The sequence below is a fragment of the Streptomyces sp. NPDC047525 genome (assembly GCF_040643025.1).
GTDB classification, from domain to species: domain Bacteria; phylum Actinomycetota; class Actinomycetes; order Streptomycetales; family Streptomycetaceae; genus Streptomyces; species Streptomyces durmitorensis.
In genome coordinates this window covers 238,845-257,400 of sequence record NZ_JBEYTL010000007.1, presented here as the reverse complement: position 1 = coordinate 257,400, position 18,556 = coordinate 238,845, and the positions used below count along the sequence as shown (strand labels likewise).

The following is an 18,556-nucleotide window of genomic DNA, read 5'->3' as shown; positions in this document are numbered from 1 at the left end:
GCACGACCAGACCCGGTGACGGCCGGGCACGGAAGGGCAGCAGGGGGAGCGATGGACGTTGTACCGCGAGTACCGGACCAGCGGCGTCCGGCCCCGGGGAACGCCCCCGAGGGGCTGAGACCGCACTTCAGCGTGCTCGGCCCCGTACGTGCGTGGCACGGCGCCGAGCAGCTGTCCATGGGCTCTCCGCAGCAGCGCGCCCTGCTCGCGGCGCTCCTGTTGCGCGACGGCCGCACGGCGACGGCACACGAACTGATCGACGCCCTCTGGGGCGAGGAACCGCCCTCGCAGGCGCTGGCCGCGGTCCGTACGTACGCGTCCCGCCTGCGCAAGGTGCTCCCGGCCGGAGTCCTGGTCAGCGAGTCGGGCGGCTACTCGATCGCGGTGGCCGACGGCGCCCTGGACCTGGCACTGGCGGAGGACCTGTGGGCGGAGGCGGAGAAGGCACGCGGGGTGTCCGACCTCTGCCAGGCGCGCTCCCTGGTCAACAAGGCGCTGAGCCTCTGGGACGGCGAACCTCTGGCGAACGTCCCCGGTCCGTACGCGGAGACGGAGCGCACGCGCCTGGAGGAGTGGCGGCTCCAGCTCCTCGAATCCCGCCTGGACATGGACCTGGAGGTCGGCTGCCACGCGGAGGCGGTGTCGGAGCTGACGGCACTCACGGCGGCGCATCCCCTGCGGGAGCGCCTGCGCGAACTCCTGATGCTGGCCCTGTACCGCAGCGGACGCCAGGCGGAGGCCCTCGCGGTCTACGCGGACACGCGCCGCCTGCTGGCCGACGAACTGGGGGTGGACCCGCGCCCCGGTCTGAAGGAGCTTCAGCAGCGGATCCTCCAGGCGGACCCGGCGCTCGCGGAACCCTCGGCGGCGGCCCCTGAGCCGGCGGCAGCGGCGGTGCGCCCGGCGCAGCTTCCCGCCACGGTGCCGGACTTCACGGGCCGGGCATCCTTCGTCTCCGAGCTGAGCGAGATCCTCTCGGCGGCGGAGGGCCGGGTGATGGCGGTCTCGGCGCTCGCGGGCATCGGGGGCGTGGGCAAGACGACGCTGGCCGTCCACGTGGCACACGTGGCCCGCACCTACTTCCCCGACGGGCAGCTGTACGTGGACCTGCAAGGGGCGGGTTCGAGGGCGGCGGAACCGGAGACGGTGCTCGGCGCTTTCCTGCGGGCCCTGGGGACCGCCGACTCGGCGATACCGGACTCCCTGGAGGAGAGGGCGGCGCTGTACAGGTCAGTCCTGGACGGGCGCAGGGTCCTTGTGGTCCTGGACAACGCGCGCGACGCGGCGCAGGTGAGGCCGCTCCTGCCGGGCATGGAGGGCTGCGCGGCCCTGGTGACGAGCCGGATCCGGATGGTGGACCTCGCCGGGGCACACCTGGTGGACCTGGACGTCATGTCCCCGGAGGAGGCGCTCCTCCTCTTCACCCGGATCGTCGGCGAGGAAAGAGTCACATCGGAGCGGAAGGCCGCGCTCGACGTGGTGGCGGCGTGCGGCTTCCTGCCCCTGGCGATCCGTATCGCGGCGTCCCGCCTTGCGGCCCGCCGCACCTGGACGGTCTCGACGCTGGCCGCCAAGCTGGCGGACGAGCGGCGGCGCCTGGACGAGCTCCAGGCGGGCGACCTGGCGGTCAAGGCGACGTTCGAGCTGGGCTACGGCCAGCTGGAACCGGCCCAGGCGCGGGCGTTCCGCCTGCTTGGCCTGGCGGACGGCCCGGACCTCTCACTGGCGGCGGCGGCCGCGGTCCTCGACCTCCCGGCGGAGGAGACGGAGGACCTCCTCGAATCACTGGTCGACACGTCTCTGGTGGAGTCGGCGGCTCCGGGTCGCTATCGGTACCACGACCTGGTCCGGCTCTACGCGCGTGCGTGCGCGGAGCGGGAGCTGCCGCCGGCCGAGCGGGAATCGGCGGTGTCGCGGCTGTTGGACTTCTATCTGGCCTCGGCGGCCAGGGTCTACGCGATAGAGCGTCCCGGGGACCGGACGGTGGACCACCTCGAAGTGACCGAGCATGTGGGCCAGGACTTCAGCGACGACGCGAAGGCGCTGGACTGGCTGCACTCGGAGGCGGCCTGCATCCTGGCCTGCGTCCAGCAGTCGCTGGGACCGAGCACGTTGCGGCGGGCGGTCGATCTGCTGCTGGCGTCCAAGGACTTGGCGGAGTCGGGGGCGAGTTCGCTGCGCTATGAGTTGGCCACTGTGGCTGCACGGGATGCCGCTTCGGCGGCAGGAGACTCGTACGCCGAGGGGCGGGCGCGGGTCAGCCTGGCTCAAGTACTCAGCCGGGTCGGAGGACAGTTCGAAGAGGCCGCAGCCGAACTGGAGCAGGCCGCGCAACTCGCGCTCAAGTCCGATGACCCATGGACCAGCGGAAACGCCCCGAATGAGCAGGGGATCACCGCAGCCTGCATGAATCAGCATGCCGCCAGCGAGAGCTTCTTCCGCAAGGCCATCGAAGCCTTCCGCGCTGATGGCAACGGTCCAGGTGAGGCGAGCGCTCTCTGCAACCTCTCCCGGGTACTCGTCTCCATGGGGTGCACGAGCAAGGCAATTGATCTCGCCCGACAAGGCGTGACCATCTACGACGACCTGGGCCTCACATTCCGGCTGGCCAACGCGAAGTACGCCCTCGGGATCAGCCTCAGCCATGCGGGCCGCCATGCGGAGGCTCTTGATGAACTCGCCGACGCCCTCCAGGTCTTCGTGGAGAACCGTCAGCGCCTTTGGGAAGGCACTACTCACTACCGGATCGCTCAAGTGCATCTCCAGGCCGGCCGCTCGGCCCAGGCAGCCAGGCATGCGGAGCAAGCCCTGGCCACCGGCTGCATGGGTGGTGATTGGATGCGTGCCAACGTACTGATCCTTCTGGGAAGGTCGCTCGACAATCTCGGGCAACTCGACCGCGCACGGGCCTGCTGGACGGAAGCTCTGGCCATTCACGAGGGAGCGGGGGCTCTGGAGGCCGACGAAGTACGGGCCCTCCTCGAGCCCGTCGCGGCGGCTTGACCGATCCACCCGCGGCGTTCATCGAACGTTTATGGGTGCCTGCCACTCTCAACACATCGATCCGTCGCGTCGGGGGGCAGACGGGTCGCCTGGGCCCCACCTATATATCGTGAGCGGCCCCTAGACCGCCCGTTCGGCAACCCTCGGGGGAGTTTCCGAACGGGCGATCTAGTTCCCAGAGCCCCTGCAATTCCATAGGAGTTGTCACCATGAGCGATGCGAAGAAGAAGACAACGATCAAGGGCGACGGCCACATGCCCGTCCCGCCGAAGGACGGCGAGATCACGACACTCGGCGACGGCCACATGCCCAGCCCGCCGAAGGACGGCGAAGTGACCACGCTGGGCGACGGTCACATGCCCACCCCGCCGGCGAAGGACGCCTAAGACTCACATCCCGACGGGGGACACGGGGGCACGGGGGCACGGGGGCACGGGGGAGCAGGGGAAAACGGGGGGTCGACCGCGGTGGCGCGGAGGGGAGCCACCGCGGTCGACGCATGTCCGGGCCCACGTCCGGGCGCCTCCCATGGCAGAAAAGGCGGGGAACTCGTCATTGCGGCCATCGGAGCGCGTCTGAAGACTTGGGGCACGGCACGACACCGCCCCCGGGAAAGGGACCCCATGCAGATCGCGATCCTGCTCTACGACAAGTTCACCGTTCTCGACGCCGTCGGCCCCTTCCAGACCCTCGCAGGGCTCCCCGGCGCCGAAGTCGTCTTCGTCGCCGAGCAGGCAGGTCCCGTACTCGACGACACCCGCACACTCTCCCTCGTCGCCACGAAGTCCCTCGCCGAGGTCAGCAGCCCGGACATCGTCGTCGTACCGGGAAGCCCTGAGCCCGCTCTCGACAACGAGGCGTTGCTCAGCTGGCTGCGCGCCGTTGATGCCACCACCACCTGGACCACCTCCGTCTGCACCGGGTCGCTGATCCTCGCGGCCGCCGGGCTTCTCAAGGGGCGCCGGGCCACGTCCCATTGGCTCGCCCTTGAGCAGATCAAGCAGTTCGGGGTCGACTCCACGGGGCAGCGCGTCGTGTTCGACGGGAAGTACGTCACCGGGGCGGGCGTCTCCGCCGGGATCGACATGGGGCTCACGCTCGCCGGGAAGATCGCGGGCGACGAGCACGCGCAGACCGTGCAGCTGTTCATCGAGTACGACCCCCAGCCGCCGTACGACGCCGGTTCGCCCGAGAAGGCCCCCGCCGCGCTCGTGGAGAAGCTCCGGGCGCAGGCCGTGGCCGAGACCGTGTCCTAGCTGTATCCGGAGGCGGACCATGCGCGTCGCCCCTCGTGGCAGAGTCACCGGCATGGTCCGCATGACCCGCATGGTCACCTCAACTCGACGCCGCCGCCCTCGCATCGCGGTGTCCGCCCTCCTCATGGGCGCCGCCCTCGCAGCGCTCACCGCCTGCGGCGAGCAGCGGCACGGCACCACCACCGCTGCCACCGGCTCCACCTCCCCGGAGGCGAGCCAGACCCCCGGCCCCGGCGCCTCCCCGTACGTGGAACCCGGCGTCGTCGACGGCGCGCCCCACAACGGCGAGAACAACGCCTACCGCCGCCCCGGCGACATGTCCCCCGCGAGCGAGGAAGCCGCCCAGGCCGAGGCCGCCCGCATCGGGCCCGTCCTCAAGCGGCTCCACAAGGCGAAGAAGTGGGACCCCGAGAGCGTGCGGGCCGCGCTGACCGGAGAGCTCGGGTACAAGATCGAGAAGTACGGCAGCAAGGGCAAAGTGCTCAGCGGCAACCTCATCGTCAGCGAAATGCGCTCCCGCTACGAGAACGACGAGTACGTCACCCCCGAGGGCACCATGATCGGCCTCCGCGTACGCGACGACGCCTGCGTCACCGCCTTCGTCCAGCCGACCAACTACGAGGCGAAGGCCAACGGCCCCTTCATGGAGACCGGCTGCATGGAGCCCCCCGTCGGCCACTGAGGGCGTCAGGGCGTCAGGCCACGTGGAACGCCCTCAGCCACTCCACCAGGAGCCGGTTCACCTCGAACGCCCGCTCCTGCTGCACCCAGTGCCCGCACCCCTCCAGGATGTGCGAGGACACCAGGCCGGGCAGCGTCTGCGGGTACGCCTTGATCGCGTCGGCCAGCCACGTCGTCGACGCGTCCTGGTCGCCGCCGATGAACAGTGACGGCTGGGTGAGGGGGGCGCCGTCCCACGGCGCCAGGTCCTCCCAGTCGCGGTCGACGTTGCGATAGCGGTTGAGCGCGCCCGTCATACCCGTCCGCTCGAACTCGGCCGCGTAGACGTCGAGATCGGCCTCCGTCAGCCAGGAGGGCAGCCTCGACCCCGGCTCGAAGCGGTCCGACATCTTTCCGCCTCGGGGTACGAAGTGAAGGCTCGGGCTGGCGGGCGACGGCATCGTGTCCGCCGACAGGCCCGCGTAGAACCCCGCGAGCCAGCCCCGCACATCCGGCTCCATCTCCGCCTCCGCCGTCCCCTCCTCCTGGAAGTAGCTGACATAGAACTCCTCGTCCCCTCCGCCGATCATGGCGAACGCGTCCGTGGGCCGGGGCCCGCCCCGGGGCGCGTAGGGGACGCTCAGGAGGCCCACCGCCGTGAACACGTCCGGCCTCAGGAGTGCCGAGTTCGCCGCGATGGCCGAGCCCCAGTCGTGGCCCACGATCGTCGCGGTCTCCGCGCCCAGGGCGCGTACGACTCCGACGTTGTCGGCGACGTGCGCCAGCATCCGGTACGCGTCCACCTCGCGCGGCTTCGACGAGCGGCCGTAGCCGCGCACGTCGATCGCCACCGCGCGGAAGCCCGCCTCGGCGAGCACCGGGAGCTGGTGACGCCAGGAGTACCAGGACTCGGGGAAGCCGTGGACCAGGAGGACCAAGGGCCCCGTGCCCTGCTCCACGAGGTGGATCCGGCCGCCGGGGACGTCCACCAGGCGGTGGTGCGGGGCGTGATGCGACATGTTTCCTCCCGGATCAGGATCAGCGGATGCGCCGGCAGCAGCAGAGCAGATGCGTGCGCAGTCGATACGTACGGAACAAGTACGTACGTCATGATCCTGGGCCCCCGCATCCCCCGCCCGCGAGGAACTTTGCCGACCCGGCAAATGGCTCAGCCCGATCCCTGCGCCCCCCGCGCCACCACCACCGCCGCCTTGAGGTCCGCCCAGAACTCCGGGCTGACCGCGACCCGGAACCCGAGCCGGTACACCGTCGTCCGCTCCCTCCCCCGCACCCGCAGCCGCACCTCCGTGGGGCCCGGGTGCGAGCGGAGGATCTCCTTGAGCTGGGCGACCGAGCGCGGGGTGACCTGGGGCTCGTGCATGTCGAGGAGCACGGGCGCGTCCGCCGCCGCGTGCGAGAGGTCGGGGACCGAGAGCTCCATCCCCACCAGGCGCGGGACGTCCTCCCGCTTGTCGATGCGGCCCTTCACGAACACCACCGTGTCCTCCACCAGTTGGGTCGACACCAGCTGATACGCGGCCGGGAAGAACATGCACTCCAGCGATCCCGCCAGATCCTCCACCGTGGCGACCGCCCACGCGTTGCCCTGCTTCGTCACCTTCCGCTGGAGCCCGGAGATGATGCCGCCGATGGTCACCACCGCGCCGTCCGCGTGCTCGCCCCCGGTCAGGCTCGCGATCGCCGCGTCGGCCTTCGCCGCCAGGACGTGCTCGATGCCGAAGAGGGGGTGGTCGGAGACGTAGAGGCCGAGCATCTCCCGCTCCTGGGCCAGGAGATACGTCTTCTCCCACTCCTCGGAGGGGAACTCGACGTCGAGCCCGAGCCCGAGCCCGAGCCCGAGTCCGAGCCCCGGTTCGGCCGCTTCCCGCTCGCCCCCGAAGCGCTCGCCCCCGAAGAGGTCGAACTGGCCCTCCGCCTCCTTCCGCTTCACCTGTACGACGTTGTCGATCAGAGGCTCGTAGCAAGCCGTGAGCCCTTTGCGCGTATGGCCCATCTCGTCGAAGGCGCCCGCCTTGATGAGGGACTCGGTCGTCCGCTTGTTGCACGCGGTCGCGTCCACCTTCTCCAGGTAGTCGGGGAAGGACTCGTACTTCCCCTTCTCCTTGCGGCACTTGACGATCACGTCGACCACGCTCGCGCCCACATTCCGCACCGCCGTCAGGCCGAAGAGAATGACGTCGTCGCCCTGTGCCGCGAAGTTCGCCACCGACGCGTTCACATTCGGCGGCAGGACCCTGATCCCCATCCGGCGGCACTCGTTGAGATAGACCGCCGACTTGTCCTTGTCGTCGCGGACGGAGGTCAGCACGGCGGCCATGTACTCGGCCGGGTGATGCGCCTTCAGGTACGCCGTCCAGTACGAGACCAGCGCGTACGCCGCCGCATGCGCCTTGTTGAACGCGTAGCCCGCGAACGGGACAAGGACGTCCCAGACCGCCTGGATCGCCTCGTCCCCGTAACCCCGCTCCCGGCAGCCGTCACGGAACGGGACGAATTCCTTGTCCAGGACTTCTTTCTTCTTCTTGCCCATGGCCCTGCGCAGCAGATCGGCCTGGCCCAGCGTGTAGCCCGCGAGCACCTGCGCCGCCTTCTGCACCTGCTCCTGGTAGACGACCAGGCCGTACGTCAGGCCGAGCACGTCCCGCAGGGGCTCCTCCACCTCCGGGTGAATGGGGATGATCTCCTGCTGGGCGTTCTTCCGCAGCGCGTAATTCGTGTGCGTATTCATGCCCATCGGTCCTGGCCGGTACAGCGCGGTGACCGCCGTGATGTCCTCGAACTCGTCCGGCTTCATCAGGCGCATCAGCGAACGCATCGGGCCGCCGTCGAACTGGAACACGCCCAACGTGTCGCCGCGGCCGAAGAGTTCGAAGGTGCGGGAATCGTCGAGGGGGATGGTGAGCAGGTCGAGTTCCACGCCCTTGTTCGCCGCCACCATTTTGACCGCGTCGTCCATGATGGTCAGATTCCTGAGGCCCAGGAAGTCCATCTTGAGCAGGCCGAGGGATTCGCACTGCGGATAGTCCCACTGCGTGATCGTCACGCCGTCGCTGTGCCGCACCCACACCGGCACGTGGTCGGTGATGGTCTCGCTGGACATGATGACGCCTGCCGCGTGCACGCCCATCTGTCTGACCAGGCCCTCCACACCCTTGGCGGTGTCGATGACCTTCTTCACGTCGGGTTCGTTCTCGTACATCCCCCGGATCTCGCCCGCCTCGCCGTGGCGGGGGTGGGAGGGATCCGTGATGCCGGCGAGCTCGATTCCCTTTCCGCCCGCGTCCGGTGGCATCGCCTTCGTCAGGCGGTCGCCCATCGCGTACGGATATCCGAGGACGCGTGCGGAGTCCTTGATGGCGTTCTTCGCCTTGATCTTTCCGTACGTGCCGATCATGGCGACCTTGTCGGCGCCGTACTTCTGCGTCACATACCGGATCACTTCCACGCGCCTGCGCTCGTCGAAGTCGATGTCGACGTCCGGCATCGAGACGCGCTCGGGATTCAGGAACCGCTCGAAGATGAGGCCGTGCTCGATGGGGTCCAGGTCCGTGATCCCCATCGCGTACGAGACGAGCGATCCGGCCGCCGAACCGCGCCCCGGACCCACCGCGATGCCGTTGTTCTTGGCCCACATGATGAAGTCGGCGACCACGAGAAAATAGCCCGGGAACCCCATCTGGATGATGATGTCCATCTCGTACTCGGCCTGCCGCGCATACGCGTCCCCCACTCCTTCCGGAAACCGCCGCCGCATTCCCGTGGCCACCTCAGCGCGGAACCAACTGACCTCCGTATAACCGTCAGGCACCTCGAACCGGGGCATGAGGTCGCGCTTCTCGAACATCCCGGTGGTGTCGATCTGCTCGGCGACCAGCAGCGTGTTCCTGCACCCCTCCTGCCAGGCGTCCGAGGAGTCGATGGCGTACATCTCGTCCCCGGACTTCAGGTGGTAGCCCGTGCCGTCGAAACGGAAACGGTCCGGGTCCGAGAGGTTCTTGCCGGTCTGGATGCACAGCAGGGCGTCGTGGGCGGCGGATTCGTGGGCGTAGGTGTAGTGCGAGTCATTGGTGACGAGCGGAGGAATTCCCAGGCTCTTCCCGATCTCCAGAAGACCGTCCCTGACCCGGCGTTCGATCTCGATGCCGTGATCCATCAGCTCCAGGAAATAACGGTCCTTGCCGAAGATGTCCTGGTACTCGCCCGCCGCCTCGCGGGCCTCGTCGAACTGCCCGAGGCGAAGACGCGTCTGCAGCTCGCCCGACGGGCATCCGGTGGAGGCGACCATCCCCTCCGACCACGCGGCCAGGGTCTCCTTGTCCATGCGCGGCCACTTCTGCAGCCAGCCCTCGGCATACGCGTCCGAGGACAGCCGGAAGAGATTGTGCAGCCCCGTTCTGTCCGCCGCCCAGAGGGTCTTGTGGGTGTAACCACCGGAACCGGACACGTCGTCGCGCTTCTGGTGCGGCTGCCCCCACCGGACCTTCCGCTTGTCGCGGCGGGACCCCGGCGCCACGTACGCCTCGATGCCGATGATCGGCGTGACGCCCGCGCCCTGGGCCTGGTGGAAGAAGTCGTACGCACCGTGCAGATTGCCGTGGTCGGTCATCGCGATGTGCGACATGCCCAGCTCATTGCAGGCCTTGAACATGTCGCCGAGGCGGGCGGCGCCGTCGAGGAGCGAGTACTGGGTGTGGACGTGCAGGTGGGTGAAGGGCTTCGGCACTTCCACTCCCGGGGTCGGTCGGCCGGTGGGTCAGTCGGCTGTGGGTGCGGACCCGGCGTCCTCTTCGAGCCGCCGGGCGATGACCCGCAGGCCGACCGCCACGTCGTGGGCGGATGGCGCGTGGTCCGGGTCGATGAGCCACTGCTGGGTCAGGCCCGCGACCAGCGCCATGTGGACCGAGCCGACCGCGCGGGCCGTGTCCGGGTCATCGGCGGCGTCGATGCCGTGCAGATGGGCGGCCATCTCGGGGCGCGCGCGCTCGTACGCGGCGGCGATCTGCTCGCGGATCTCGGGGGCACGCTCGGCCTGCGCGAAGGCCTCGGTACTCGCGACCAGCATGGGCCGGTCCGTGGCCTCGGACCCGATGATGCGGGCCCACATCCGCTCCAGGGTCTCGGGCGCACCGCCCTCCGCGTCCGCCGGCCGGTCGACGATCGCCGTGCCCCACTCCATGAGGGTCTCCAGGAGAGCGGCGTTGAGCAGGGCCTCCTTGGAGCCGTAGTGGTAGTTGATCGTCCCTACGGGGGCGTTGTTCGCGGCGGCGGCGATGTCCCGGGAGGTCGTACGGGCGTATCCCCGCTCCTGAAGGCATCGCTTGGCGCCGGTCATCAGCTGTTCTCGGTGTCCCATGGATCCACCGTACAACAGTCTTGAACGTTCGTTCAGAACGAAGGTTCAGAACGGACGTTCAAGGGAGATTCCCGGCTGACGTGAACCCGTCGGCAGGCGCCGAAACTCGTTGGACAGCCCCGGGCCCCTCGCGGATAGTGCCGCGCATGACCACACTCGTGCGCCACCTCACGTTCGACTGTTCCGACGCCTACCGTCAGGGCACCTTCTGGGCCGAAGTACTCGGCGGCAAGATCTCCGACGACGACTTCCCCGGTGACCCGGAAGCCCTCGTCGAGGCCGAAGGCATCACCCTGCTCTTCGTGACCGTCCCCGAGACCAAGACCGTCAAGAACCGCGTGCACGTCGACCTGCAGCCGCAGGACCGCACCCGTGACGAGGAAGTCGAGCGGCTCCTTGAGCTGGGCGCCGAGCTCGTGGAGGATCACCGCGTGCCCGACGGGCGGGGCTGGGTCACGCTCAGCGACCCGGAGGGCAACGAGTTCTGCATCGAGCGCAGCAGCGGCGAGCGGGCCGAGGCCAACTAGGCGCGGCGTCCGCGCAGTTCGTGTTTGAGGACCTTGCCGCTCGCGTTCCTCGGCAGCTCCGTCACGAACTCGACCTCCCTGGGGACCTTGTAGTTCGCCATTTCGCGGCGTGACCACGCGATCAGGTCGTCCGCCGTGAGCACCGCGGCCGGCCGCCGCACCACGTACGCCTTCCCCACCTCACCGAGCCGCGGATCCGGGACGCCGATCACCGCGACGTCCGCCACCTGCGGGTGCACGCCGATGAGTTGCTCTATCTCCGCGGGGTAGGCGTTGAATCCGCCGACGATGAACATGTCCTTGATCCGGTCCGTGATCCGGAGGTTGCCGGCCCCGTCCAGGACCCCGACATCACCCGTCCGCAGCCAGCCGTCCGGCGTGACCGCCTTCTTCGTCTCCGCCGGATCCTCGAAGTAACCCTGCATGACGTTGTGTCCGCGGACCAGGATCTCTCCCGGATGGCCCGGCGAGAGCGCCTCGCCGCCGGGGCTCACCACCCGCACCTCCGTGTCCGGGATCGCCCGGCCCGAGGTCGACGCGATGGTCTGCGCCGCGTCTCCCTGGCGGCACATCGTGACGATGCCGCTCGCCTCCGAGAGGCCGTACGCCGTCAGGACCGTGGCGATGTGCAGCTCGGTGCGCAGGCGCTCGACCAGTTGCAGGGGGACCACCGCCGCGCCCGTCACCACCAGGCGCAGGGCCGACAGGTCGTGCTGGTCGCGGGCGGGGTGGTCGAGGAGGGACTGGTGCAGGGTCGGCGGGCCTGGGAGGACCGAGATCCGCTCCGCGGCCACGTTCGCCAGGACCGTGTCCACGTTGAAGACCGGCTGCGGGATCATCGTCGCACCGCGCATCAGGCAGGCGATGATCCCCGCCTTGTAGCCGAAGGTGTGGAAGAAGGGATTGACGATCAGATAGCGGTCGCCTTCGCGCAGGCCCGCGAGTTCACTCCATACGTCGTAGCAGCGCAAGGTCTGGGCGTGGGTGATGACCGCGCCCTTGGGGCGGCCCGTCGTGCCCGAGGTGTAGATGATGTCCGAGGGCGCCTCCGTCCCGACACCGTCCGCGCGCGCCCGTACGTCCTGCCCGCTCACCCCGTCGCCGCCGGCCAGGAAGTCCTTCCAGGTGCGGAAGTCCTCCGGGGCGTCGTCGGAGAGGACCACCACCTGCTCCAGGTGCGGAAGGCCGGGCAGCGGCCCCTCCCCCTTGCCCTCCACGGCCGCGCGGCGCAGCGACGCGACGTACGACGTGCCGAGGAAGGTGCCCGTCACGAAGAGCAGCTTCGCGCGGCTGCGTTGCAGTACGTAGGACGCCTCCGCTCCCTTGAAGCGGGTGTTGAGGGGGACGAGGACCGCGCCCGCGGTCACCGCGCCGAGCGCCGAGACGATCCAGTCGAGGGTGTTGGGGGCCCAGACAGCCACCCTGTCACCGGAGTTGACCCCATTGGCCATGCACGCGGCGGCGGCCCGCTCGACGCGCCGGCCGAGCTCCTCGTACGAGATCCGGGTGCGGCCGTCGACGACCGCCTCCCGCTCCCCGTACCGCTCGGCCGCCGCCCGGACCAGTCCCGGGATGCTGCCCCACTCCAGGTCGCCGCGCATCGCAAGCCCCTCCGCCGCAGTAGCTGACTATCCGTCAGATTAGCTGTAACCTGACGCGCTGTCAGCAGTCGGGACGACGTATGGCGAAGCCCTGGGGCCTCGCCACTCGCGGAGGTGCCGTTGCCCATGGCTTCACTCAAAGACGCTACAGCGATAGTCGGGATCGGGCAGACCGCGTTCGCCAAACAACTGCCCGAGGACGAGAAGACGTTGGCCTGCCGGGCGATCGTCGCCGCGCTCGACGACGCGGGGATCGCGCCGTCCGAGGTCGACGCGTTCGCCTCGTACACGATGGAGGAGACGGACGAGGTCGAGGTCGCCAAGTCGATCGGCGCGGGCGACGTGACCTTCTTCAGCAAGGTGGGCTACGGGGGCGGCGGTTCCTGCGCGACCATCGCGCACCTCGCGGCCGCCGTGGCCACCGGGCAGGCGAACGTCGGCATCGCCTGGCGCTCCCGCAAACGCGGCAGCGGCCCGCGCCCGTGGAAGAACACGGCGGTCCAGCTCCCCACCCCCGGCCAGTGGACGCGCCCCTTCGGCCTCCTCCGCCCTGCGGACGAGATCGGCATGCTGGCGCGCCGCTACATGCACGAGTACGGGGCGACCCGCGACCACCTGTTCAACGTGGCCCTCGCGTGCAGGAACCGGGCGAACCAGAACCCGGCCGCGATGATGTACGAACGGCCGCTGACCCGCGAGATGTACATGTCGTCGCGCTGGATCAGCGAGCCGCTCTGCCTCTTCGACAACTGCCTTGAGACCGACGGCGCGTTGGCGTGCGTCATCGTCTCGGCCGAACGGGCGCGGGACTGCCGCCAGAAGCCGGTGTACGTCCACTCCGTCGCCCAGGGTCTGCCCGCGCAGCACCACGGGATGGTCAACTACTGGAACGACGACCCGCTGACGGGCCCGGCCTGGACGGCGGCCCGCCACCTCTGGAAGCAGGCGGACTTCGCCCCGGAGGACGTGGACGTGGCTCAGATCTACGACGCGTTCACCCCCTTGATCCCGCTGTCCCTGGAGGGATACGGCTTCTGCGGCCGGGGCGAGGGCGGCGCGTTCACGGAGGGCGGCGCACTGGAGAGCGGGGGCCGCCTGCCGATCAACACCGGGGGCGGCGGCCTCAGCGAGGCGTACGTCCACGGCTTCAACCTCATCAACGAGGGCGTGAAGCAACTGCGGGGCACGAGCACGGCCCAAGTACCCAACGCGGCCACATGTTTGGTGACGGCGGGCGAGGGAGTGCCGACGTCAGCGGTACTCCTGCGGGCCCCGTAGGGGCGCGGGGAACTGCGCGAGCAACCACCACGCACTCGCACCCGAAAGAGGCCGAGCACATGGCAGACGCGACAACAAAGACAGAGCCCCTGCTGTCCCCCACCATCGACACAGACGGCGCCCCCTTCTGGGAGTACGCGGCCCAGGGCGAACTAAGGATCCAGGCCTGCGCCAACCCCAGCTGTGGGGAGCTCCGGTGGCCGCCCAGGCCCTGCTGCCCCCACTGCCAGTCCTTCGACAGCGAGTGGCGCCGCATGAGTGGCAGGGGCCGCATCTGGTCCTACGTAAGACCGCACCCACCCCTGCTCCCCGCGTACGCCGCAAACGCTCCGTACAACGCGATCATCGTCGAACTGGCCGACGCCCCCCGCATCCGCCTGGTCGGCAACCTCGTCGCCGCCCCCGACGCGCCCCTGAACTCCGTCGACCCCGACCGCCTCCGCATCGGCGCGAAGGTGCAGGTCGCGTTCACCGAGGTGGACGGGATCGCGATGCCCCGCTGGCTCCTGGAGCGGCCGTGAGCCTGCGCACGGCGTTCGACAAGGAGACGGGCGTGGCGGTCGTGACCCTCGACCGCCCGGCCCGCCACAACGCGATCGACCCCGACACGGCCGCCCAACTCACCACGACATGGCGGGAGTTCCGCTTCGACGACACCGTGCGGGCGATCGTCCTCACCGGCGCCGGGGAGAAGGCGTTCTGCACCGGCATCGACCGTGACACGGACGTGCCGCAGCCCGGCTCCCCCTACTCGATGGACGATCCGCTCCTGTCCATCGGCCCCAAGGCCAACGATCTGTGGAAGCCGGTCATCGCCGCCGTCAACGGCATGGCGTGCGGGGGCGCCTTCTATCTCCTGGGCGAGGCGGAGTTCGTGATCGCCGCCGAGCACGCCACGTTCTTCGACCCGCACACCACGTACGGCATGGTCAGCGCGTACGAGGCGATCCTCATGGCGCAGCGGATGCCGTTCGGCGAGGTCGCCAGGATGTCGCTGATGGGGACGACCGAGAGGGTCTCCGCGCAGAGGGCGTACGAGACGGGACTGGTCTCCGAACTGGCGCCCTCGGACGAGCTGTTGGCGGCGGCGACCAGATCGGCGGCGGTCATCGCGTCCTTTCCGACCGAGCCGGTCCAGGGCACGGTACGCGCACTGTGGTCGGCGAAGGAGGCAACCCGCGCCCAGGCCCTGTCCCAGGCCCCGCACCTCATCGCCCTGGGCAACCTGCCACCGGAACGCCAGGCGGGACTGTTCACGGGGCGGGGGCGCGAAACCGGCTTCCGGACCAGGTAGGGGCTTGTCCGTCCACCTGGCAGGGTTCATGCACTCGGCGTAACGTCACGAGTGGACGGCCGCCGTCCGGAGCCCCTTCCAAAGCTGGTGCGACGGCCGTCACGAGGCGCGGGCCGGAGGCCCCCCGTCTCCCACCTATGACCGGGCGGTCCCGGTCCCCCGCTCCGCGTCCAGCGCGTACACACACCGGTCCTTGCTGCACGCGTACACCACGCCGTCCCGCACCACAGGCGCCCCGGTGATCTCGCCGCCCGTGGCCAGCTTCCAGCGCAGGCGGCCGTCGTCCGCCTTCAGCGTGTACAGCAGGTGGTCCGTCGACCCGAAGTGGATCCGCCGGTCGGCCACGACGGGCGTGCCGACGACCTCGCCGCCGGCCTGGAAGCGCCACTTCGGCGTCCCCGTGACCGCGTCAAGCGTGTAGAGCCCCTTGCCGCTGCCCACGTGCACATGGCCGTCGGCGACGAGCACGGGCTCGATCGACGCCCGGGACTCCGTGGCGATGCGCCAGCGGTCGCGGCCGTCCGTGGCGTCGAGGGCGTACACCGTGCCCAGGTAGTCCGCGAGGTAGACCCCGCCGCCGGTGACCGCGGGTCCCGGCGCGAACGTGGGCGGACACAGGAACGCGGCGGGCGCCTCGAAGTGCCACCGGACGTGACCGGCCGCGACGTCGATCGCGAGGACGCGTGACCCCGCGGACACGTACACGTACCCGTCCTGCGCGGGCGCGAGCCGCACCGGGACGCCGCCGCAGGAGGCCGCGTCGCCGATGGGGTACGACCACCGCTCGTCGCCCGTGCGGGCCTCCAGGGCACGCAGGCGCGCGTCCTTCCAGACGTAGACCGTGCCGTCGTGGACGACAGGTCCCGCCTCGGGGGTCTCGAAGTCGGTCTGGGCCCCGGTGATCTCCCAGAGCTTCTCGCCGTTCGCGGCCTCCCAGGCCTGTACGCCGCCGCCGCGCGTCCCGGTGACGACGGTGCCGCGGTCGGCCTGGAGCGAGTACACCCAGGCGTCGGTCGACAGGCGCCACAGGTCGTTGCCGTCGGCGCCGTCCAGGGCGTACAGCGTGGGGCCGTCGGATGCGTGGATACGTCCGTCGGCGACCGCCATGGACCAGGCCACGTCCCGCGTCTTGAAGCTGCGGCGGCCCGTCCCGACGTCCAGGGCGTGGACCTCGAAGGACGTGACGTACACGAGGTTCCCCGCGACGGCGGGCGTCCCCCATACGTCGTTCGACATCCGGAACCGCCACGGCCGCCACGAGGCCCCGGCATCCGGCGCGACGGTGGGCGCGGGCACCACGGGGTCGACGCCGTTCGCCGCGGCCTTGGACCGCGACCACGAGGCGGCGAGGCCGCCGTCGGCGGGCGGCAGGCTTACGGCGGCGGCGCGCGCGTCGGCCACCCGCGGGCCCGGACCGATCGGCACCTTCGCCCCGGCGAGGTGCACGGGACCGGCGTCCGGCACGCCCCCGAAGGGCGGCGGCTGCGTCGGCGGCACCGGCGGTGCGTGCTGCGGGGGCGGCGGTGCGACGGCGGGGGCGCCGCCACGGCCGCCGCTGCGCCCGGAGGAGGCGAGCGCGACCCGCGCGGGCGGACGGCCGCCACGGCGGGCCTCGATCAGCGCGACGGCCCGCTCCGGCAGCCACGCGGACGCCGTGCCGCTGTCGCCGTCCTCGCTCTCGGAGGCGAAGAGGTGCGGGGCGAGCTGGGCCTGGAGGTCGGCGGGGCTCGGCCGCAGGACCGCCTCCATCTGCATGCACGTCTCGATGAGCGGGCGCAGCTCGTCCGGGAGTCCCTCCAGGTCAGGGCCTTCCCGGAGCAGCATGAAGACGGTCTCCACGGGGTTGGCCCCGTGGAAGGGCGCGTGCCCGGTGGCGGCGAAGACGAGCATCGAGCCGAGCGAGAAGACGTCGCTCGCGCCGGTCACGCTGCGTGAGTCCTTCGCCTGCTCGGGCGACATGTACGCGGGGGTGCCCACGGCGACGTTCGTCATGGTCAGCCGGGTGTTGGAGACGCCGGACGCGATGCCGAAGTCGATCACGCGCGGCCCGTCCTCCACCACGAGGACGTTCGACGGCTTGAGGTCACGGTGGACGAGGCCCGCGCCGTGGATGGACTCCAGGGCCTCGGCGACGCCCGCGGCGAGCCAGCGCACGGCCTGCGTGGGCAGCGGCCCGTGTTCATTCACTATTTCTTCGAGCGAGGGAGCGGGCACGTACGCGGTGGCCAGCCACGGCACGGCCGCGCGCGGGTCGGCGTCCACGACGGCGGCCGTGTAGAAACCGGACACGGCCCGTGCCGCCTCGACCTCACGCGTGAAGCGGACGCGGAACAGCTGGTCCTCGGCGAGCTCGGTCCGCACCGTCTTGATCGCCACGCGCCGACCTGACGCGGAGCGCGCGAGGTAGACAAGGCCCATGCCACCGGCTCCGAGCCGGCCGAGCACCTCGAACGGGCCGATCCGCCTCGGATCGTGCTGCGTCAGCTGATCCACCACTTGCCCTGCCACCTCCCCGTACGCGGGCGCCGTATGAGCGGCCCCGTGCAGCGTCTCACCACCGAGCCGCTCCGGCGGCACGCACCCTGATTCTTCCTGTCCGGGGCGGCGGTTGCGAACCCGGGGCGGGATCGGGGTGTTGTGGGACAAAGAAGACGCAAGAAGAGGGAGATATGTGAGCGAAATTTGATTCGAACACGTGAACCATTTGAATGCGGCCTTTCACCGGCGCACGGAATGGAGAGGCATACGCCCCTCAATACGGCCCTCAACCCCATTTGCACTCGGCCGAATCGCGCTCCGATCACCCCTCGGTAAGCTGACGGCATGACAGGACAGGTACGTACCGTCGACGGCCGCGTGGCCGGTCGGCGCGGTCAGGCGACGCGTCAGAAGCTGCTCGACTGCCTCAGCGAGATGCTCAGCTCCTCGCCCTACCGGGACGTCAAAGTCATCGACGTCGCCCGGAAGGCGGGGACTTCACCCGCGACCTTCTATCAGTACTTCCCGGACGTCGAGGGCGCCGTCCTGGAGATCGCCGAGCAAATGGCGGCGGAGGGCGCTGAGTTGACCCAGCTCCTCGACGGCCGCTCATGGGTCGGCAAGGCGGGGTGGCAGACCGCACAGGAGCTGGTCGACGGCTTCCTCGACTTCTGGCGGAAGAACGACGCGATCCTCCGGGTCGTCGATCTGGGCGCCGCCGAAGGTGACAAGCGCTTCTACAAACTCCGCATGAAGATCCTGAACTCGGTCAACAACTCCCTTACGGACACGGTCAAGGAGCTCCAGGCCAAGGGCAAGGTCGACAAGGACGTCAACCCCGCGGCGATGGCCGGCTCCCTCGTGGCGATGCTCGCCGCGGTCGCCTCGCACCAGCGTGGCTTCCAGTCGTGGGGCGTCAAGCAGACCGAACTGAAGCCGAACCTCGCACTGTTGGTGCATCTGGGCGTAACAGGCAAGAAGCCGACGAAGTAGGGCATCCCATACGTCTTCTCTTCTGACGCTTCCCAAGTCCTGTCACCGCAGCGGCGGATCACGATGTTCCAGTGATCCGCCGCTGTGTTCGC

14 protein-coding genes are annotated in these 18,556 nt (G+C 69.8%); 9 read left to right on the top strand and 5 right to left on the bottom strand.

Annotation, left to right across the window (positions count from 1 at the left end; translation table 11 throughout):
• Positions 1-51 precede the first annotated feature (51 nt).
• The 4 genes from ABZ833_RS22115 to ABZ833_RS22100 all read left to right on the top strand — a co-directional run bounded on the left by ABZ833_RS22115 (position 52) and on the right by ABZ833_RS22100 (position 4,941).
• Positions 52-3,003: a BTAD domain-containing putative transcriptional regulator gene (locus tag ABZ833_RS22115; RefSeq protein WP_361049166.1), complete on the top strand. Its 2,952-nt coding sequence runs from the start codon at positions 52-54 to the stop codon at positions 3,001-3,003.
• A 209-nt stretch (positions 3,004-3,212) separates the two neighbouring features.
• Positions 3,213-3,389 carry a hypothetical protein gene (locus tag ABZ833_RS22110; RefSeq protein WP_361049164.1) on the top strand — a complete coding sequence of 59 codons (177 nt, stop codon included), beginning with the start codon at positions 3,213-3,215 and terminating at the stop codon, positions 3,387-3,389.
• A gap of 237 nt (positions 3,390-3,626) precedes the next feature.
• Positions 3,627-4,259 (top strand): DJ-1/PfpI family protein, encoded by a 633-nt coding sequence (locus ABZ833_RS22105; RefSeq protein ID WP_361049162.1) that lies wholly within the window; start codon positions 3,627-3,629, stop codon positions 4,257-4,259.
• Between the two features lie 52 nt (positions 4,260-4,311).
• Positions 4,312-4,941, top strand: coding sequence for a hypothetical protein (locus tag ABZ833_RS22100; protein WP_361049160.1), 630 nt, complete (start codon positions 4,312-4,314; stop codon positions 4,939-4,941).
• Positions 4,942-4,954: 13 nt separating this feature from the next.
• On the opposite strand, the gene ABZ833_RS22095 is transcribed toward ABZ833_RS22100, so the two are convergent.
• The 3 genes from ABZ833_RS22095 to ABZ833_RS22085 form a co-directional block, all read right to left on the bottom strand.
• Entirely contained in the window at positions 4,955-5,938 is a 984-nt protein-coding gene (locus ABZ833_RS22095) for an alpha/beta hydrolase (protein WP_361049158.1), read from the bottom strand.
• Between the two features lie 149 nt (positions 5,939-6,087).
• Positions 6,088-9,663 (bottom strand): DNA polymerase III subunit alpha, encoded by a 3,576-nt coding sequence (gene dnaE / locus ABZ833_RS22090; protein ID WP_361049156.1) that lies wholly within the window; start codon positions 9,661-9,663, stop codon positions 6,088-6,090.
• 30 nt (positions 9,664-9,693) lie between these two features.
• Entirely contained in the window at positions 9,694-10,293 is a 600-nt protein-coding gene (locus ABZ833_RS22085; RefSeq protein WP_361049154.1) for a TetR family transcriptional regulator, read from the bottom strand.
• Between the two features lie 146 nt (positions 10,294-10,439).
• Here ABZ833_RS22085 and ABZ833_RS22080 point away from each other — a divergent pair, with 146 nt between their 5' ends.
• Positions 10,440-10,820 (top strand): VOC family protein, encoded by a 381-nt coding sequence (locus ABZ833_RS22080; protein WP_361049152.1) that lies wholly within the window; start codon positions 10,440-10,442, stop codon positions 10,818-10,820.
• On the opposite strand, the gene ABZ833_RS22075 is transcribed toward ABZ833_RS22080, so the two are convergent.
• Positions 10,817-12,421, bottom strand: a complete 1,605-nt coding sequence (locus ABZ833_RS22075) for a FadD3 family acyl-CoA ligase (RefSeq protein WP_361049150.1) — start codon at positions 12,419-12,421, stop codon at positions 10,817-10,819. The two genes, ABZ833_RS22080 and ABZ833_RS22075, sit on opposite strands and share 4 nt — an antisense overlap.
• Before the next feature lie 126 nt (positions 12,422-12,547).
• Here ABZ833_RS22075 and ABZ833_RS22070 point away from each other — a divergent pair, with 126 nt between their 5' ends.
• Genes ABZ833_RS22070 through ABZ833_RS22060 form a run of 3 tightly spaced genes read left to right on the top strand, consistent with a single transcriptional unit; the run spans position 12,548 to position 14,993 of the window.
• On the top strand, positions 12,548-13,699 hold the full coding sequence (locus ABZ833_RS22070; protein WP_361049148.1) for a lipid-transfer protein: 1,152 nt from the start codon (positions 12,548-12,550) through the stop codon (positions 13,697-13,699).
• A gap of 59 nt (positions 13,700-13,758) precedes the next feature.
• Positions 13,759-14,220 (top strand): OB-fold domain-containing protein, encoded by a 462-nt coding sequence (locus ABZ833_RS22065; protein ID WP_361049146.1) that lies wholly within the window; start codon positions 13,759-13,761, stop codon positions 14,218-14,220.
• Positions 14,217-14,993, top strand: a complete 777-nt coding sequence (locus ABZ833_RS22060) for an enoyl-CoA hydratase/isomerase family protein (RefSeq protein ID WP_361049144.1) — start codon at positions 14,217-14,219, stop codon at positions 14,991-14,993. Before ABZ833_RS22065 ends, ABZ833_RS22060 begins: the two co-directional genes overlap by 4 nt.
• Before the next feature lie 135 nt (positions 14,994-15,128).
• Here the strand turns inward: ABZ833_RS22060 and ABZ833_RS22055 are convergent, their stop codons facing one another.
• On the bottom strand, positions 15,129-17,489 hold the full coding sequence (locus ABZ833_RS22055) for a serine/threonine-protein kinase (protein WP_361049142.1): 2,361 nt from the start codon (positions 17,487-17,489) through the stop codon (positions 15,129-15,131).
• A 327-nt stretch (positions 17,490-17,816) separates the two neighbouring features.
• On the opposite strand from ABZ833_RS22055, the gene ABZ833_RS22050 reads away from it, so the two are divergent.
• Positions 17,817-18,464, top strand: a complete 648-nt coding sequence (locus ABZ833_RS22050) for a TetR family transcriptional regulator (RefSeq protein WP_249589315.1) — start codon at positions 17,817-17,819, stop codon at positions 18,462-18,464.
• The last annotated feature ends 92 nt before the right edge of the window (positions 18,465-18,556 follow it).

Coding starts and splice junctions, on each gene's coding strand:
- ABZ833_RS22075 (WP_361049150.1), bottom strand. CDS start 12,421: ATGCGCGGCGACCTGGAGTGGGGCAGCATCCCGGGACTGGTCCGGGCG.
- ABZ833_RS22080 (WP_361049152.1), top strand. CDS start 10,440: ATGACCACACTCGTGCGCCACCTCACGTTCGACTGTTCCGACGCCTAC.
- ABZ833_RS22050 (WP_249589315.1), top strand. CDS start 17,817: ATGACAGGACAGGTACGTACCGTCGACGGCCGCGTGGCCGGTCGGCGC.
- ABZ833_RS22095 (WP_361049158.1), bottom strand. CDS start 5,938: ATGTCGCATCACGCCCCGCACCACCGCCTGGTGGACGTCCCCGGCGGC.
- ABZ833_RS22085 (WP_361049154.1), bottom strand. CDS start 10,293: ATGGGACACCGAGAACAGCTGATGACCGGCGCCAAGCGATGCCTTCAG.
- ABZ833_RS22110 (WP_361049164.1), top strand. CDS start 3,213: ATGAGCGATGCGAAGAAGAAGACAACGATCAAGGGCGACGGCCACATG.
- ABZ833_RS22100 (WP_361049160.1), top strand. CDS start 4,312: ATGGTCCGCATGACCCGCATGGTCACCTCAACTCGACGCCGCCGCCCT.
- ABZ833_RS22070 (WP_361049148.1), top strand. CDS start 12,548: ATGGCTTCACTCAAAGACGCTACAGCGATAGTCGGGATCGGGCAGACC.
- ABZ833_RS22115 (WP_361049166.1), top strand. CDS start 52: ATGGACGTTGTACCGCGAGTACCGGACCAGCGGCGTCCGGCCCCGGGG.
- ABZ833_RS22065 (WP_361049146.1), top strand. CDS start 13,759: ATGGCAGACGCGACAACAAAGACAGAGCCCCTGCTGTCCCCCACCATC.
- ABZ833_RS22105 (WP_361049162.1), top strand. CDS start 3,627: ATGCAGATCGCGATCCTGCTCTACGACAAGTTCACCGTTCTCGACGCC.